The 16,644-nt window shown below is 43.7% G+C and carries 14 protein-coding genes; 7 read left to right on the forward strand and 7 right to left on the reverse strand.

The window, feature by feature from the left end:
- Window positions 1-60: 60 nt before the first annotated feature.
- Window positions 61-804 carry a class I SAM-dependent methyltransferase gene (locus tag TAO_RS08450; RefSeq protein WP_096527489.1) on the forward strand — a complete coding sequence of 248 codons (744 nt, stop codon included), beginning with the start codon at window positions 61-63 and terminating at the stop codon, window positions 802-804.
- A 9-nt stretch (window positions 805-813) separates the two neighbouring features.
- On the opposite strand, the gene hemE is transcribed toward TAO_RS08450, so the two are convergent.
- The 6 genes from hemE to TAO_RS08485 form a co-directional block, all read right to left on the reverse strand.
- Entirely contained in the window at window positions 814-1,881 is a 1,068-nt protein-coding gene (gene hemE, locus TAO_RS08455) for a uroporphyrinogen decarboxylase (protein WP_096527490.1), read from the reverse strand.
- Window positions 1,882-2,095: 214 nt separating this feature from the next.
- Window positions 2,096-2,596, reverse strand: a complete 501-nt coding sequence (gene purE / locus TAO_RS08465) for a 5-(carboxyamino)imidazole ribonucleotide mutase (protein ID WP_096527492.1) — start codon at window positions 2,594-2,596, stop codon at window positions 2,096-2,098.
- Between the two features lie 61 nt (window positions 2,597-2,657).
- Window positions 2,658-5,060 (reverse strand): DNA topoisomerase I, encoded by a 2,403-nt coding sequence (locus TAO_RS08470; RefSeq protein WP_096527493.1) that lies wholly within the window; start codon window positions 5,058-5,060, stop codon window positions 2,658-2,660.
- Window positions 5,061-5,158: 98 nt separating this feature from the next.
- A complete protein-coding gene (locus tag TAO_RS08475; protein WP_096527494.1) occupies window positions 5,159-5,638 on the reverse strand; it encodes a DUF494 family protein in 480 nt (159 codons plus the stop codon).
- The gene (gene dprA, locus TAO_RS08480; protein ID WP_096527495.1) at window positions 5,635-6,741 is read right to left on the reverse strand and encodes a DNA-processing protein DprA; all 1,107 of its coding nucleotides are present in this window, start codon (window positions 6,739-6,741) and stop codon (window positions 5,635-5,637) included. Before dprA ends, TAO_RS08475 begins: the two co-directional genes overlap by 4 nt.
- Window positions 6,742-6,768: 27 nt before the next feature.
- Window positions 6,769-7,641 carry a peptidoglycan-binding protein gene (locus tag TAO_RS08485; RefSeq protein WP_096527496.1) on the reverse strand — a complete coding sequence of 291 codons (873 nt, stop codon included), beginning with the start codon at window positions 7,639-7,641 and terminating at the stop codon, window positions 6,769-6,771.
- Window positions 7,642-7,800: 159 nt separating this feature from the next.
- Here TAO_RS08485 and def point away from each other — a divergent pair, with 159 nt between their 5' ends.
- From def to TAO_RS08515, 6 genes are all read left to right on the forward strand, one after another.
- A complete protein-coding gene (gene def, locus TAO_RS08490) occupies window positions 7,801-8,304 on the forward strand; it encodes a peptide deformylase (protein WP_096527497.1) in 504 nt (167 codons plus the stop codon).
- Between the two features lie 136 nt (window positions 8,305-8,440).
- Window positions 8,441-9,397, forward strand: a complete 957-nt coding sequence (gene fmt, locus TAO_RS08495) for a methionyl-tRNA formyltransferase (RefSeq protein WP_096527498.1) — start codon at window positions 8,441-8,443, stop codon at window positions 9,395-9,397.
- Window positions 9,398-9,408: 11 nt separating this feature from the next.
- Window positions 9,409-10,725 (forward strand): 16S rRNA (cytosine(967)-C(5))-methyltransferase RsmB, encoded by a 1,317-nt coding sequence (rsmB, locus tag TAO_RS08500; RefSeq protein ID WP_096527499.1) that lies wholly within the window; start codon window positions 9,409-9,411, stop codon window positions 10,723-10,725.
- Between the two features lie 158 nt (window positions 10,726-10,883).
- Window positions 10,884-12,260 (forward strand): Trk system potassium transporter TrkA, encoded by a 1,377-nt coding sequence (trkA, locus tag TAO_RS08505; RefSeq protein WP_096527500.1) that lies wholly within the window; start codon window positions 10,884-10,886, stop codon window positions 12,258-12,260.
- 180 nt (window positions 12,261-12,440) lie between these two features.
- Window positions 12,441-12,656: a hypothetical protein gene (locus tag TAO_RS08510; protein ID WP_096527501.1), complete on the forward strand. Its 216-nt coding sequence runs from the start codon at window positions 12,441-12,443 to the stop codon at window positions 12,654-12,656.
- Between the two features lie 116 nt (window positions 12,657-12,772).
- Complete coding sequence (locus TAO_RS08515; RefSeq protein ID WP_231910639.1) at window positions 12,773-13,579, forward strand: abortive infection family protein; 807 nt, start codon at window positions 12,773-12,775, stop codon at window positions 13,577-13,579.
- A 160-nt stretch (window positions 13,580-13,739) separates the two neighbouring features.
- On the opposite strand, the gene uvrA is transcribed toward TAO_RS08515, so the two are convergent.
- The gene (gene uvrA, locus TAO_RS08520) at window positions 13,740-16,565 is read right to left on the reverse strand and encodes an excinuclease ABC subunit UvrA (RefSeq protein WP_096527503.1); all 2,826 of its coding nucleotides are present in this window, start codon (window positions 16,563-16,565) and stop codon (window positions 13,740-13,742) included.
- Between the last annotated feature and the right edge of the window lie 79 nt (window positions 16,566-16,644).

Raw genomic sequence — 16,644 nt, forward strand, 5'->3', positions numbered from 1 at the left:
TCACTATCCTGCAGATAGAGTTTTACATAGTGATAAAAATTAAAATTACTAGAGATAAGCATGGTTAATACAAAAGCAGAGCGATTATTCTCCGGTTTAATTGGTGAAGAGTATAAATGGCTTCACATTATGCTGCCTGAGGCTACTAAAATGAGCACTTTAATCGGTGAATTTGTTGCTCGTAGCAATAAGCTGAATAAGGAACAAGCACTCAATGTCTTGGAAATAGGCTGCGGTACCGGGATAACTACCCTTGCGCTTGTTAATTCTAGGGAAGATATTTGCCTGACTTCCGTAGATAACGAGCCTACTATGCTCAATCAGGCTCGAAAACTTCTATCTCAATGGATTGAACAGGGAAAAATCACTTTAATAGAAAATGATGCTCTCTCCACCCTGCGTGAACTACCTCCTAACAGCGTCGATATTGTCGCTTCAGCTTATACATTACATAATTTTATTAACAGCTATCGGGATAGAGTGCTGGCTGAAATTTTCCGCGTATTAAAACCGAATGGAGTTTTTGTTAACAGCGATCGCTATGCGTTAGATGATTTTGAAGCGCAAACCCAACAAGTACAAGCAGAGGTAAAACGCTACTTTGAAACCCTATCAAAAATGAATCGGATAGATATATTAGAGCAATGGATTATTCACTTATTTAGCGATGAGTCACCTCATCATGTGATGAGAACCTCACAATCTCTTCAAACAATGGAAGCAATTGGCTTTCATTCAATAGAAGAGCATTATCGCCATGGTCTTAATGCCCTTATTAGCGGAACTAAGCCAAAAGATTCCTAAATATTCCTTCTAAATAAGGTGATATGGCCTGCTTAATTCATGCACCATATCAACAAGAGCAGCTACCTTTTCTGGATCCACCGTTGGATAAATACCATGGCCTAGATTAAAGATATGGCCACTACCTAGGCCATAGCCTTTAAGGGTATTACTTGCCTCTTGGCGTATTCGATCGATCGAGGCGTAAAGCACACAAGGATCCATATTACCTTGCAGAGCAACCTGTTTCCCTACCTGAGCTCGAGCTTTAGCAATATCCACAGTCCAATCCAGACCTAAAGCATCACAACCCGTCTTAGCCATCGCTTCTAACCATAAACCTCCCCCTTTGGTAAATAAAATAACAGGTACTCGATAACCCTCATTCTCTCGCAATAAACCTGCCACTATTCGGGACATATAAGAAAGGGAAAAATTTTGATAATCACCATGACTCAGCGCCCCACCCCAAGTATCAAAGATCATTACCGCTTGGGCACCTGCCGCTATCTGTGCATTGAGATAAACAGTCACAGCACTAGCAAGAGTCTCCAGTAACCGATGCATCATCTGGGGCTGATCAAACAGAAGGCTTTTAATCATAGCAAAATTTTTGCTAGATCCTCCCTCAACCATATAACAAGCTAGAGTCCATGGGCTTCCAGAAAACCCGATTAATGGTACGCGCCCATCTAATTCTTTTCTAGTTAACCGAAGCGCATCCATCACATAACGCAATTCTGTTTCTGGATCTGGAACTCCAAGGGCTGATATCTGGCTTTCAGTCCTAACAGGACGTTCAAAACGCGGCCCTTCGCCTTCAGAGAAATATAAACCTAATCCCATCGCATCGGGGATCGTCAAAATATCCGAAAAAATAATGGCTGCATCCAAATCAAAGCGACGTAAAGGTTGTAAAGTCACTTCGCACGCAAGCTCAGGGGTCATGCACATAGTTAAGAAACCCCCAGCTTTAACACGTACTTCCCGATATTCAGGAAGATAACGCCCTGCTTGGCGCATAATCCATATAGGGGTTTTATCTACGGGTTGCCGCAACAACGCTCGAAGTAGACGATCATTTTTCAGCACTACCATGGGTAAAATCTATCCCCTAAAAATAATAAAAGATTTCTTTGTCTATTCATTAAAAGCCCTAATTTATATTGAAATATTGGCTAAGCATTATTATCGCTATCTAGCAAATTTTGAAGATGATCTGTCTACTATTATATATAATTATTTCTTTCTAGCCTTTGGCTTATACCAGCATTAGCATGCTTTGAAGTATTTTAATTAGATTATAAAACGCTTAGGAATAGCCCGGTACCATATCGGCCTTAGCAAGAATGGACTGTGCCATCGCTTGGCGATCAGAAGCCAGACGTTGTGCCAAAGCCGGATCACTCAGTCCCAAAATCTGAGCAGCTAGATAAGCGGCATTTTTCGCCCCCGCCTTACCAATAGCTACACAGGCCACAGGGACACCTCCCGGCATCTGCACCGTTGATAATAAAGCATCCATTCCATTTAATGGCCCTCCAGCCATGGGTATACCAATCACTGGCTTTAAAGTATTAGCAGCTACTGTGCCGGCAAGATGGGCAGCTAACCCAGCTGCAGCTATAAATACCGCACAACCACGAGCATCAGCCTCTTTAACATAGCTAGCAGTAGCCTCAGGTGTTCGATGAGCAGAAGTAATCCGAGCCTCAAAAGATAGCTCTAACGCTTTTAATACCTCCAAAGTAGCCTGCATCACTGGTAAATCTGAATCAGATCCCATCAGTACTGCAACAAAGGGTTTATTCATCCAAGATTTTCCTCCATAAAAAAACTTTAAATCTAATCTATAGCGCTTTATCTTAAAACAATTATCCTTTAGCCTTCTTTTGTGTACTCACTCGATGCGCCTGTTTTTTTACGAGTACTTTGTCGCCTAGAGTTTCGGCTTTACGACGACTTTGTTTTCTTATTGGTGCTTCACTTATTAGCGTTTGCACCTGTTCTAGGCTCAGATCTTTAGGCGCTTGATCTTTAGGAACCCGAACATTACGCTCACCATCAGTGATATAGGGTCCATAACGGCCGTTGAGAATCTGGATATTACTTTCTGGAAAAACCTTGATAACTCGGCTAGCATCCGCCTGATTTTTCTCTTCAATGAGATCAAGGGCACGCGCTAAGGTTATGGTGTAGGGATCCTCTCCCCTTATAGAGAGATATTTATTATCGTATTTAACATAGGGGCCGAAACGGCCAATATTAACACTAATCAATTTACCTTCGGCCGTAACCCCCAAATCCCGCGGTAACTCAAACAACGCTATGGCTTCCTCTGAAGTAATGGTATCCATTTTCTGCCCTAGTCGTAAGCCAGCAAAGCGGGGTTTTTCTTCATCATCTTTAGATCCTATTTGGACATAAGGTCCATAGCGCCCCATACGCACCGATATAGGGCGACCACTTTTAGAATCGATACCTAATTCTCGAACTTGGATGGCTTCTTCTCGGCTAACACTTTGTTCTTTTTCTTGTACTCGCATAAAAAAAGGCTCCCAAAACTCCTCTAATATGGGAATCCAGTCTTTTTCTGCCCGAGAAATAGCGTCAAGATTATCCTCTAAACGGGCGGTAAAATCATAATCCACATAAGGGTTAAAATGTTCTGTTAAAAACCGATTAACTACACGCCCTACATCGGTTGGCTGAAACCGTTTATTTTCTAACACGGCATAATTGCGCTGCTGAAGAGTGGAGATAATCGCAGCGTAGGTAGAAGGTCGCCCAATCCCAAACTCCTCCAAGATACGTACCAAGCTAGCCTCAGTATAACGGGGGGGTGGTTCAGTGAAATGCTGCTCCGGCCGTATCTGTAGTAATTTTACGATATCTCCTTCTTTCATTAACGGCAGTGTCCGCTGCTCCTCCTCTTTAACCTCATCTTGTCCTTCCTGGTACACGGCCATAAAACCGGGATCTACAATAGTGGCTCCCGTCGCTCGAAAAAGATTACCACTACCCTTACTAATAACTCCCTTTATCACAGGTCTTTGTACGTCTAAATCTACAGCAACGGTATTAATAGTGGCATGAATCATCTGGCAAGCAACAGTGCGATTCCAGATAAGCTGATAAAGCTTAAATTGCTCAGGTTTTAAGTAAGACTCCAAACCCTCAGGTATTCGATATACTGAGGTCGGGCGAACAGCTTCATGAGCCTCCTGAGCATTCTTAGCTCGGGTCTTAAATACCCTAGGTTCAGCTGGCAAATTAGTTTTACCAAAACGCTCAACAATAAAATTACGAAGCTCATCCATTGCTTCATGGGCTAAATTAACTGAATCAGTTCTCATATAAGTAATCAAGCCTACAGATTCAGTTCCGATCTCGATCCCTTCATACAGCTGTTGGGCTATAGTCATCGTCCGTTTTGTCGTGTAACCAAGCTTACGAGAAGCTTCCTGCTGTAAAGTAGAAGTAATAAAGGGGGATGCGGGGTTGCGCCGTCGTTGTTTACGCTCTACTTTCAGTACATGCAGTTTATTTTCCGCTGCCCTAGTGAGTTGTTCTACCAAAGATTGAGCCTGATCTTTATTTTCGATAGAAAACTGCTCTAATTTTTTGCCCTCTAGGTGAGTCAATTTAGCTACAAATGCTACTTGATCTGCTTCAGAATCAGCCTCAAGAGTCCAATATTCCCGTTTCTTAAATTCTTCAATTTCTTTTTCTCGCTCGCAAATTAAACGCAATGCAGGACTCTGCACTCGCCCTGCGGACAAGCCACGGCGAATCTTCTTCCATAGTAATGGAGAGAGATTAAACCCGACTAAATAATCCAAAGCACGGCGAGCTTGCTGGGCATTGACTAAATCTACAGAAATATCCCGGGGGTGAGCAATCGCTTCGCTGACTGCCTGACGGGTAATTTCATGAAACACTACCCGTTTAACCGGTTTATCCTCTAGCGCTCCTTGTTCTTTAAGAAGCTCTAAGAGATGCCAAGAAATCGCCTCCCCCTCTCGATCTGGATCAGTGGCTAAAAAAAGGAAATTAGCTTTTTTCAAAGCTTTAGCAATAGCATTCACATGGCGGTTATTTTTTTCAATGACTTGATATTTCATAGCAAATCCATGCTTAGGATCTACTGCGCCTTCTTTAGGAATTAAATCTCGTACGTGCCCATAAGAGGCTAAAACTTCAAAATCCTTCCCTAAGTATTTTTTAATCGTCTTAGCCTTAGCAGGTGATTCTACGATAACCAGACTTTTACTCAACGTACTACCCCTTGAAAATCCAATACTTTGGTTTTGTACACACCAAATAGACCTATAAAGCGAATTTCCATAAGGGCTAAGCAAAATAATTTCATTTTTTAATGTAAAAAATCTCCTATCTCATCAAAAATAAAATCTTCCATCCAAACATAAGCCGCCTCATGCCCTGGCTGATGAGATAACACCATCAAAATAACCCATTTGAGTTGCTCTAAGTCAAAATCCTCTGCCTCTAGCGCCATCACTCGATCGATAACCAATTCTCGCGTCATAGGATCTAATACCCCTACTCGCTCTAAAAACAGTAAAAGCCCCTGACATTCAGTATCTAATTTTTCCTTTTCCTGCAAGGTAAAAATTCGAATTGAAGAATTGGTCACTGGGAACTGCCATGGTTTGCTCTGCTGGAGGATTACCAACCCTTCTAACCAGTCCAATGCTTTACCTATTTCAGTATGATGGAAACCTACCGCTGCTAATTCTACTGCTAGCGACTCTTTAGTAGGTTTTACCTCGGCTTCACTATCCATATAATTCTGAAATAAGTACATCAGCACATCGAGCACATTTTCTTTCATAACTGGCCCTCTTTACTGCAACGAAAATAACGCCCTCCTGGCAATGTTGTAATAAGACCCTGTAGCTCTAAAATTAAAAGCATGGAGGAAAGCCGCTCTGCCGTCAATCCACATCGCTCAACTAATACGTCTACAGAAACCGGATCATAACCTAAATTATCCAGTAAAAGCTGGTATTCTGGATCCTGACTTAATGAGCTAGTTTCTTTAAATACTTCTCTAGGTTGTGGTCTAGCCACTACATTTATTAGAGACCCTAATTCCTCCAAAATATCCTGAGCAGATTCCACTAATTTAGCTCCTTCACGAATTAAACGATGACAACCGCGGGCTAACGGATTATGAATAGATCCTGGAATTGCAAATATCTCTCGCCCCTGATCGGCCCCTAGACGGGCAGTAATCAGCGATCCACTCTGCAGGGCCGCTTCAATCACTAGAACACCCAAGCTAAGACCGCTAATAATCCGATTCCGGCGTGGAAAATTCTGAGGTAACGGTGGCGTTCCGATAGGAAACTCTGATACGAGGGCTCCCCCTTCGCTGATAGCATAGGCTAAAGCCCGATGACGGGCAGGATAGACTCTATCTAATCCAGTTCCCACTACAGCAATAGTAGGTGTCTTTGCCGCTAGCGCGCCCTGATGAGCGGCAGCATCAATTCCTAGAGCCAATCCACTGTCGATCACAAGCCCAGCACCGCCGAGATAATGGGCAAATTGAGCAGCCATCTCTGATCCAGCTGGCGAAGGATTACGGCTACCTACAATGGCTAACTGAGGTGACGAAAGTAAGGACAAATCACCATGAATAAATAATACAGGAGGAGGATCTGGGATCTCCTTCAGTAAAACCGGATAGCATTTATCCGCTAGGGTTAACAAATGGCAATTAGGCTGCTTCAGCCATGCTAAATCCTGCTCTATCCCCTTCCAATCTGGCTGCCTCAGATAGCGCTGTGTTTCATCGCTAAGATGAGTAATCCTAGCGGAGGCGGCAAATACCTCAGCGGGCGAACCATATTGTTCCAAAAGTTGACAAAAAATCGCGCTACCAATCCCCGGAGCACGGTGCAATGCCAACCAATAGGAGCGTTCGTTCATCGGATTATAAAAACAATGTAACTAAAATTATAGCGTGCTGACAATATCATAAATATAGATAGCCTGTTCTGATCTCATCACTAGCCCATAGCTCACATGATCAAAAACGGAAAAAACTATAATTTCCCCTACACGTTTATTGGGTAGCTGGACTTTATTCTCAGCTAGGGGGCTGATAAAATCAGAAATTGTTTCACCGGATCGGTATACGGTGAACATTAATCCTTTCTCTATACCCTCTGCCACCCCTAGGTTCAATGCAACCACTTGATGTTGGCCAAGCTCAGAGATACCTTCTACTATGGAAATAATCTTGCCCTTTATTAAAAAAGAGGATGTATGGGGGGAGAGATCCTCAAGTTCCTGATCAACTACTGGCAATAAACGATCTCCTATCAACACCTCTTGCTTAGAACTTAAAATAGCTAATGTAGCTGGATCACCAAATTGGTGTACCTTACCATCAGCGATAAAAATAGCTTCATAGCCTAAAATTTTATCGGGATAATCAGGATCTCGATAAGCCTCTCCCTCCCGATATATCCCATATTCTGTTATAGCAGCATCGCTCACACCACGGGCATAAACCTCATCTCCGGCTCCTAAAGTCAAACGCCCTTCTACCCCAGCAACAATATAAGGGGCGTTCTCTAGCGTCTCTTCGGTGACTACCTGAGAGCGTAATAAAAACTGTTGGATAGCTTCCATCGGTATGATAACAGCAGAATTTTCCGATTTGAGAATACGGGTCTTGGGTGAAAGCTTATATAGAGGCAGGATTTGGCGTGATTCTAGCTTAAAGTTATGAGGAGGACTAGCACTATGGATTGTAGGATCTCCCCAAACTTCATCAGCAATAATATATAATAGAGTAATAATTAATAATTGTTTAAGTCCCATTAAAATCTTCTCTATAATAGAACTATAGGGCAAGTCAACTATTATAGTGACGTAATAGTTCAATTCTAGAATGAGTTACCCTATGGGTACCCTTTCAAACAAGGTGCCTTTTTTTATAATACTAGGAAAACATCCAATATAATATTTGGTTAAAATCCCATGGCGATACTAAACATATTGCATTACCCTGATCCACGGTTACGGCAAAAGGCTCAACCTGTAACAGTTATCGATAGTTCTATTAAGAAACTTGTCGATAATATGCTAGAAACTATGTATCAGGCTCCTGGTATTGGGCTTGCTGCAACGCAGGTAAATATCACTAAGCAGGTAGTGGTTATCGATATCTCTGAAGATAAATCTTCCCCATTGATTCTGATTAACCCAGAAATCACAGCGCGGCAAGGAACTGTTGAGAGTGAAGAGGGATGTTTATCTGTGCCTGAAATTTTTGAACCTGTTACACGCGCTGCAGAAATTACAGTTCATTATTTAGATTATAACGGCCAAGAAAGAGAAGCCCAAGCACAGAATCTACTTGCAGCCTGTATTCAACATGAACTAGATCATTTAACAGGTAAGCTTTTTATTGATTATCTCTCGAATCTTAAACGTAACCGTATCCGGAAAAAAATGGAAAAACGACGGCGCCTTTCTGCATAATAAAGTAAATAGCTACTTGCCTGAACAATACTAAAGTGTCACGGCTAAAAAGCTCGGCTGGCCTTCTAGTAAGATTAAAATAACTTCCAAGGCAAGCTATCTTTTATTAATTATTTAACAATATACAACGCTATCAGTGCAGATTATCTTTGCTGGAACACCAGATTTTGCAGCTATTATCTTACACCAGATTCTTGAAGCGGGATATCCCGTTAAAGCTGTCTATACTCAACCCGATCGCCCTAGCGGTCGAGGCCGGCACCTAACGCCAAGCCCAGTTAAAATAATAGCGATAGAACAACAGATTCCTATATATCAACCTATCACGCTACGAGACAAAGCCTCACAAGATCAGTTGGCAGCACTTACTCCGGATATTTTAATCGTTGCTGCCTATGGTCTTATTCTACCTGCAGCGATACTTCAAATCCCCCCGCTAGGCTGCATTAATGTTCATGCTTCTCTATTACCACATTGGCGAGGTGCGGCTCCAATTCAAAGATCTTTACTCGCAGGAGATAAGGAAACAGGTGTCAGTATTATGCAGATGGATTCTGGAATGGATACTGGGGCTGTTCTACATATAATTAGCCATCCTATACAGCCTAATGATACAGCCGCTACTTTGCATAACGATCTGGCTAGACTTGGAGCAACCGCCCTACTCCAATGCCTACCCCTCCTTGCTGAAGGTACTATCACTGCTATCCCTCAAGATGAAAGCCAAGCGTGCTATGCGCCTAAAATCCACAAAAAAGAATCTTGGATCAATTGGTCTCAATCCGCAGTACAGTTAGAGCGGCAAATACGAGCCTTTAACCCTTGGCCCATAGCACAAACTCAGATTCAAAACCAAATCTTACGAATATGGTCAGCTGCTGTTCTTACCCAAAAAACTGAGGCTTTACCTGGAACTGTAATCTCTGCCAATAAAACAGGAATTAACGTAGCCACTGGTGACGGAAGAGCGCTGAATCTACTAGAAGTGCAACCTACAGGTAAGCGAATCATGGCAGTTCAAAACTATCTTAATGCCCGCCCGTTAACACCAGGCACTGTATTGGTCAGCGCTTTAGAAAATCCACAAGATTAATTTTTCCCTAAATGGGCAATACACTTAGATCCCTTAGCGCTCGGGTCATTGCTGCCGCTGTGTTAACTCAAGTCTTTAGCCAAGGACGTTCTCTAACTGCAGTTTTGCCCTTAGCAGTAACGTCTCTCTCAGAGCGAGATCAAGCGTTTGTGCAAACTTTGTGTTATGGCGTTCTGCGCTGGTTCCCTCGACTTGAATATCTAACTCAACAGCTGCTACATAAACCATTACGCGCTCGAGATACGGATATTCATACCTTATTGCTTCTAGGGCTATATCAGCTGATAGAAATGAGTATTCCTGCTCATGCCGCATTATCTGAAACCGTAGCGGCTGCTGAAAATCTAGGGAAACCATGGGCAAAAAAGCTTATCAACGCTACTTTACGTACCTATTTACGTAATGAAGCTACGCTGCAAGCTAAGCTTATCACCCATGATATCGCCAATACGGCACATCCTTGGTGGCTTTTAGAAGCTATTCGCCACTATTGGCCCGATAGCTGGCCTCAGATCATCGCGGCGAATAATAACCATCCGCCGCTGAGTCTACGGATTAACCGCCTGCAGAAAAATCGTGAGGATTACCTAAAAACGCTTCAATATAATCATATTAAGGCACATGCTATACCCTATACTGAATCTGGAATAATACTAGAGCAGCCTTGCTCGGTAACTACTTTGCCTGGATTTTCTCAAGGCCATATCTCAGTCCAAGACGGATCTGGGCAGCGAGCTGTACCATTACTAGCTTTAAAACCAGGGTTACGGATCTTGGATGCCTGCGCTGCCCCTGGCGGTAAAACTAGCCATATCCTTGAATTGGAGCCTCAGCTTGATACTTTAATTGCTTTAGATATAGACACCTCTCGTTTAGAACGAATCAAGGAAAATTTAAACCGCCTGCAGCTCACTGCTCAAATAATTCAAGGGGATGCCACCAATCCTAAAACTTGGTGGGATGGAATATCTTTTGATCGCATCTTGCTGGATGCTCCCTGTTCGGGCACAGGGGTTATTCGCCGTCACCCTGATATTAAAGTATTACGACGAGAAGATGATATTTCCAAGCTAATAACTCTACAGAAACGTTTATTATCTGCCTTATGGTCGCTACTTACCCCACGCGGCCTACTACTTTATTGCACCTGTTCTATATTGCCATCAGAAAATGAGCAGCAAATACTTGAGTTTCTTTCTACTCATCCCAATGCAAGAGAGCAACCGCTACAGGTACCATGGGGGATACCTCAAGCTGTAGGACGACAACTGCTAACGGGCACAGAAGAATTAGACGGGTTTTATTATGCTTGTCTGGAAAAATACTAAAATCCGGCCGTGCCAATCTTAGCTATTAAATTGATTAACCTATACCTTTACCGCTTAAGTATAGGCTATCGAGAGGGATTCGTTTTGAATGAACTACTAAACGTAAAAAGCCCATCAAAATATCATTAAGCCGGTAACATAGTAAATAAATATATTCTATGAAAATTATTATCCTAGGCGCAGGCCAAGTGGGCTCTTCAGTAGCTGCTAACCTTGCTAGTGAATCTAATGATATTACGTTAGTAGATATCAACGGCAGATTATTGCAAAACCTTCAAGATCGCTTAGATATTCGTACCGTAGAGGGATTTGCATCCCATCCGGATGTACTGGCTCAGGCTGGCGCTGAAGATGCAGATATGCTGATAGCTGTTACCAGTAGCGATGAAACTAATATGATTGCCTGTCGGATGGCCTATAGCCTATTTCATACCCCTACCAAAGTAGCCCGAATCCGTTCCCCCGCTTATCTAGCATACCCGGAGTTATTCTCCTCTACTCAAATTCTTCCTATTGATATGATGATTAGCCCAGAACAGCTAGTCACTGACTATATTAAACGTCTAATCGATAACCCAGGCACCTTACAAGTACTCAGCTTTGCCAATGGCAAGGTTCAACTAGTAGCCGTTAGAGCCTATTATGATGGTTTATTAGTAGGCCACCAACTTCGAGAATTACCCAAACATATCCCGGGGGTAGAAACCCGCGTGGCTGCAATTTTCCGCCATAACAAACCCATCTTCCCTCAAGGGGATACCATTATTAATGCTGGAGATGAAGTTTTCTTTATTGCGGCACAAAAAGATATACCAAAAGTGATGAGGCAATTACGCCGCCTAGATAATCCTTATAAACGAATCATGCTAGGAGGGGGCGGCACTATTGGTCAGCATCTAGCTAAAGTCTTGGAAAATAACTATCAAGTCAAAATTATTGAATCTAACCCTGAGCAGGCAAAAATACTCTCCGAATATCTCAACAAAAGCATTGTTCTTTTAGGCGATGTAGCGAACGAAGAGCTGTTACTAGAAGAAAATATTGAAGATACGGATATTTTTTGCGCGCTAACGAATGATGATGAGATCAATATCCTCTCTGCTATGCTGGCCAAGCGACTCGGCGCGGGTAAAGTGATGTCCTTGATCAACCGGGCAGCTTATGTGGATCTAGTAGAAAGTGGAGTGATAGATATTGCAGTCTCTCCGCAACAAGCTACTATTGATCTACTGCTTACTCGTATCCGCCGAGGGGACATAGTTGCGGCTCACTCTCTACGCCGAGGCGCAGCTGAGGCCCTTGAAGCGGTTGCCCATGGAGATCCCGCCTCCTCTAAAGTAATAGGCCGCGCCATTAATGAGATTAAACTTCCTTCAGGAACCGCTATCGGTGCTATTGTGCGAGGTGATGAAGTCTTCATGGCACATCATGACACAGTCATCCAGTCTGAAGATCATGTGATTTTATTCTTGGTGGATAAGCGTCGGATTCCTGAGGTAGAGCGCCTATTCCAAGTAAGCTTTACATTCCTGTAGCTTAATAGCTTATTTAATATCCATCAAGATAGCTATTATCTAAGCATGGTGGCAGGACTGTGGTAAGACAGTGTGCGCTTGGTGGTTAGAGCGGACACTAGCATGTCCAGAAGCACTATTTACAAACATGCCGGAGCAGAGTAGTCACACCGGCAACTGTAACAAGATAATGAGGTAAAGATGAACCTAGCCATTGCTGAGTCTCCTATGCTGCAAGGAATCGCTGACGTGAAAAGTATTATCGACGAGTTCCTAGAACGTGATGGTGTTGTCATCCTGCCGCCGCAAGATGTGAAACAAACTCTCGCACTGGTGCGATTGTGGGGCTTCCCGGAGATAGCTGCGCCGTTCATTGCCAGCGCCGGTGATCTACGTGATGACATTTCCCATTCATAAACATTTGCCACGGATATCAAGGCGCTATCTCAGCGCGGCTTTACGATGATGAGATGAGGATAGGTAGATCAGCTATTGACTTCTGTGCTGGAAAATAGATGTCTGATCTAACCAGAATGGAACGTCGCCAGCTGGAAAATCTGTTTGGTATGGGTAGCGGCTACGTCCTAGATTTCACAAACTACACCTTCAGTAACTTTTTCTACGATCGCAGAGTCAATATTGATGCTAAGCGGTACGAGGAAGATGGCGCGTCCAAAGCCAAGCGGATGCGCACCTTTTGGGACGTTGAGGGCAATCATGTCGTGGGGCGCGTCATTGATGGGCTGATCAAGTATGCGACCGATGAGCAATGTTTCGGTGACAGTGACCCGTTGCTGATCAATGACTGCCGGAAGATTGCCCAGCGTCTTCTCAGCGACCAGCCGGTGACTGAGCTGGACGCGCTGACGGCCATCGCAAATGAGAAGGACTTTGAGGTAGTTGCGGAGCATGTCCGCGAAGCCATCGAGAAGAACCAGCCCGAGGGCGGGCTGGATCGACTGCATACCTTCGTTAACAAATTCATCCGGGTGACGTGCGAGTCGCACGGCATCTCGATCACTCGTGACAAGCCACTGCACAGCGTCTTCGGCGAGTACGTGAAGACACTACGGGAAGGCGGCCACCTTGAGTCGGCCATGACTGAGCGGATTTTGAAGTCCAGTATCTCGGTGCTCGAAGCCTTCAATGATGTGCGCAACAACAAAAGCCTCGCACACGACAACCCGATCCTGAACTACGAAGAAAGCCTGCTGATCTTCAACCACGTCGCGGCATCCATCCGCTTCATCAAGGCGCTGGAGACGAAGATCAAGGCTCGAGCCAAGGCGGCAGAACAGCAAGCGGCACGGTTTCCATGGGATGAGAGCATCCCTTTTTAGATAGCTGCTAAGCAGTCCACTGTAAAAGCCATATGCTATTCAGCAGCGTACTGAAAATCGGGCTAATCGAAAATTACACAGACAGTGTCGGGCATTGATCGGAGTTTTTCGAGCGCGGCAGTGGTTTTATGATCTATTTAAGGATAAGCAGCTGTAGGCATTATCTTGATAGAATTTGGGCTAAATAATGGCCAGTATATGAATCTCGAACAGTCGCTATCTCTTCTGGTGTACCCGTAGCGATAATTCTTCCCCCGCCTTTGCCGCCTTCTGGCCCTAGATCTACAATCCAATCAGCAGTTTTAATGACATCAAGATTATGCTCTATGATGACAATCGTATTCCCTTCATCTCGCAGTCTTAGTAACACTTGGACAAGTTGCGCTATATCATGGAAATGTAACCCAGTAGTCGGCTCATCAAGAATATACAAATTCCTTCCCCTCCCTCGCTTTGATAGCTCCCGAGCTAATTTAACCCGTTGAGCTTCACCGCTAGAGAGAGTCATCGCATTTTGTCCTAATTTAAGGTAAGAAAGCCCCACATCTAATAAAGCTTGGAGCTTACCTATAGCGGTTGGAATATGGATAAAAAAATCTCGAGCCTCTTCAATAGTTATCTCTAATATTTCATAAATATTCTTTCCCTTATAGCGGATTTCTAAGGTCTCTCGATTGTACTGCTTACCCTGACAAGTATCGCAAGGGATGTAGATATCGGGAAGAAAGCGCATCTCTACCTTAACCAGACCCTCCCCTTGGCAGGATTCACAACGTCCCCCTTTCACATTGAAGCTAAAACGCCCTGGACCATAACCTCTAGATCTAGCTTCAGGGGTTTCTGAGAGCAAAGCACGAATAAGGGTAAACAAACCCGTATAGGTTGCTGGATTAGAGCGAGGCGTACGACCAATAGGGCTTTGATCAATGCTAATGACTTTATCTAATTGTTGCAGGCCAGTAATTTTTTGATAGGGCGCAGGATTAGTTGAAGCCCGATTAAGGATTTGGGCAGCAGCTCGAAATAAAGTCTCATTCACCAAAGTTGATTTACCAGAGCCGGAAACTCCCGTTACACAGGTCATTAATCCTAAAGGAATATCCAGATCTAAGTGATATAAGTTATTACCATGTGCCCCTCGTAAAGAAATTAGACGGTGAGGATCTGGAGTTACCCGCCGTAAGGGTAAAGGAATTATTTTTTCACCGCTTAAATACTGTCCAGTTAAAGAGGTGGCATTGGCCATAATCTCTGCGGGGGTACCTTGAGCAATAACCTCCCCTCCATGAATACCAGCACCTGGCCCCACATCAATCACGTAATCAGCTGCACAGATAGCGGCTTTATCATGCTCTACTACAATCAGGGTATTGCCTAAATTGCGTAGACAAGTCAAGGTATTTAATAATCGTTGATTATCTCGTGGATGTAGGCCAATGGAAGGCTCATCTAAGACATACATTACCCCTACCAAACCCGCACCTAATTGGCTAGCAAGGCGAATCCGCTGAGCTTCGCCGCCTGAAAGGGTTTCCACTGATCGATCCAAAGTTAAATACTCTAACCCTACGTTATTCAAAAACGTTAATCGAGCTTGAATCTCTTTAATTATTTTGGCAGCAATCCTACCCCGCTGCCCCGGTAAATGTAGCTGAGAAAACAATGCTAATGTCTGCCCCACGGGTAAAGCCGTGATCATAGGAAGACTATAGTTAGCTACAAATACATGGCGAGCTTTTAAACTCAGACGAGCACCTTGACAATCAGGGCATACGCCTACAGCTAGATAGGCAGATAATTGCGCTTGTATCTCAGGCGATTGAGCTTCTCGGTAACGACGCTCCATATTAGGCAATATGCCTTCAAAGGGATGACCGCGAATAACTTCTTTGTCTGCGCTATTACGATACTGAAAACTAATCTCCTCTTGGCCACTGCCATAAAGTACGGTTTGGCGTATAGCGGTAGGTAAATCCTGAAAAGGCGTTTCTACACTAAAACCATAATGTTGCGCCAAGGACAGGATTAAGCGGTAGTAATCGCTATTGCGCTGATCCCAGCCACGTATAGCCCCAGTGGCTAAGCTTAATTCAGGATGAAGCACTACCTTTTCAAGATTAAAAGACTGTTTCACCCCCAACCCATTGCAGCTTGAGCAAGCCCCTTTTGGATTATTGAAGGAAAAAAAAGCAGGATCCAAATCGCTTAAGGTATAGCTACAAATAGGGCAAGCAAAGTTAGCAGAAAATTCCCACTCTTTCTGATCAAGATCATCCAGAGAAACTATCCGCGCTAAACCGCCCGCTAGCTGTAACGCACTTTCAAAGGATTCTGTTAACCGCAATCGAATATCAGGCCGAATCCTAAATCGATCCACCACCACCTCAATAGTAGGTTTTTTATCTAGCCTGAGTTTTAAAGCTTGACCTAACTCTATCACCTCACCATTAACCCGAACGCGGATAAAACCCTGCTGTGCAAGATTGTCTAATACCTCTAGATATTCCCTCTCATACTCTTTTCTCAGCGGTGCTAGTAACATATACCGCCTCTCTAAAGGGAGGCTTAAAACCTGATCCACCATCTGGCTTATAGTTTGAGATTTCAGTACCGTTCTATGCTCAGGACAACGAGGCTCACCTACACGGGCATACAATAACCGTAAATAATCATAAATTTCGGTAATAGTACCCACAGTTGAACGAGGGTTGTGAAAGTTAGATTTCTGCTCAATAGCTATGGCTGGAGACAGCCCTCCAATATGATCTACATCAGGCGCTTCCATAATTGAGAGAAATTGGCGAGCATAGGTAGGTAGCGATTCTAGATAGCGACGTTGCCCCTCGGCGTAAAGCGTGTCAAAGGCTAAAGATGATTTTCCTGAACCAGATACGCCGGTAATCACTACTAACTGATTCCTAGGTAAATCTAGATCAATTCCTTTCAAATTATGGGTACGGGCACCTCGAATATAAATATAATCCACAATTTTTAGCCTATAATCTCTATATCTTGCTAATATACACGGCTTAATAAATACAGCAGCTATATCAGGATGGGGAACA

The organism is Candidatus Nitrosoglobus terrae, assembly GCF_002356115.1.
GTDB classification, from domain to species: domain Bacteria; phylum Pseudomonadota; class Gammaproteobacteria; order Nitrosococcales; family Nitrosococcaceae; genus Nitrosoglobus; species Nitrosoglobus terrae.

What these genes read in the sequence shown, in the direction of transcription:
- TAO_RS08510 (WP_096527501.1), top strand. Translation starts at nt 12,441, where the DNA reads ATGAACCTAGCCATTGCTGAGTCTCCTATGCTGCAAGGAATCGCTGAC.
- TAO_RS08485 (WP_096527496.1), bottom strand. Translation starts at nt 7,641, where the DNA reads ATGGGACTTAAACAATTATTAATTATTACTCTATTATATATTATTGCT.
- def (WP_096527497.1), top strand. Translation starts at nt 7,801, where the DNA reads ATGGCGATACTAAACATATTGCATTACCCTGATCCACGGTTACGGCAA.
- hemE (WP_096527490.1), bottom strand. Translation starts at nt 1,881, where the DNA reads ATGGTAGTGCTGAAAAATGATCGTCTACTTCGAGCGTTGTTGCGGCAA.
- purE (WP_096527492.1), bottom strand. Translation starts at nt 2,596, where the DNA reads ATGAATAAACCCTTTGTTGCAGTACTGATGGGATCTGATTCAGATTTA.
- TAO_RS08515 (WP_231910639.1), top strand. Translation starts at nt 12,773, where the DNA reads ATGGAACGTCGCCAGCTGGAAAATCTGTTTGGTATGGGTAGCGGCTAC.
- trkA (WP_096527500.1), top strand. Translation starts at nt 10,884, where the DNA reads ATGAAAATTATTATCCTAGGCGCAGGCCAAGTGGGCTCTTCAGTAGCT.
- TAO_RS08475 (WP_096527494.1), bottom strand. Translation starts at nt 5,638, where the DNA reads ATGAAAGAAAATGTGCTCGATGTGCTGATGTACTTATTTCAGAATTAT.
- rsmB (WP_096527499.1), top strand. Translation starts at nt 9,409, where the DNA reads ATGGGCAATACACTTAGATCCCTTAGCGCTCGGGTCATTGCTGCCGCT.
- TAO_RS08450 (WP_096527489.1), top strand. Translation starts at nt 61, where the DNA reads ATGGTTAATACAAAAGCAGAGCGATTATTCTCCGGTTTAATTGGTGAA.
- dprA (WP_096527495.1), bottom strand. Translation starts at nt 6,741, where the DNA reads ATGAACGAACGCTCCTATTGGTTGGCATTGCACCGTGCTCCGGGGATT.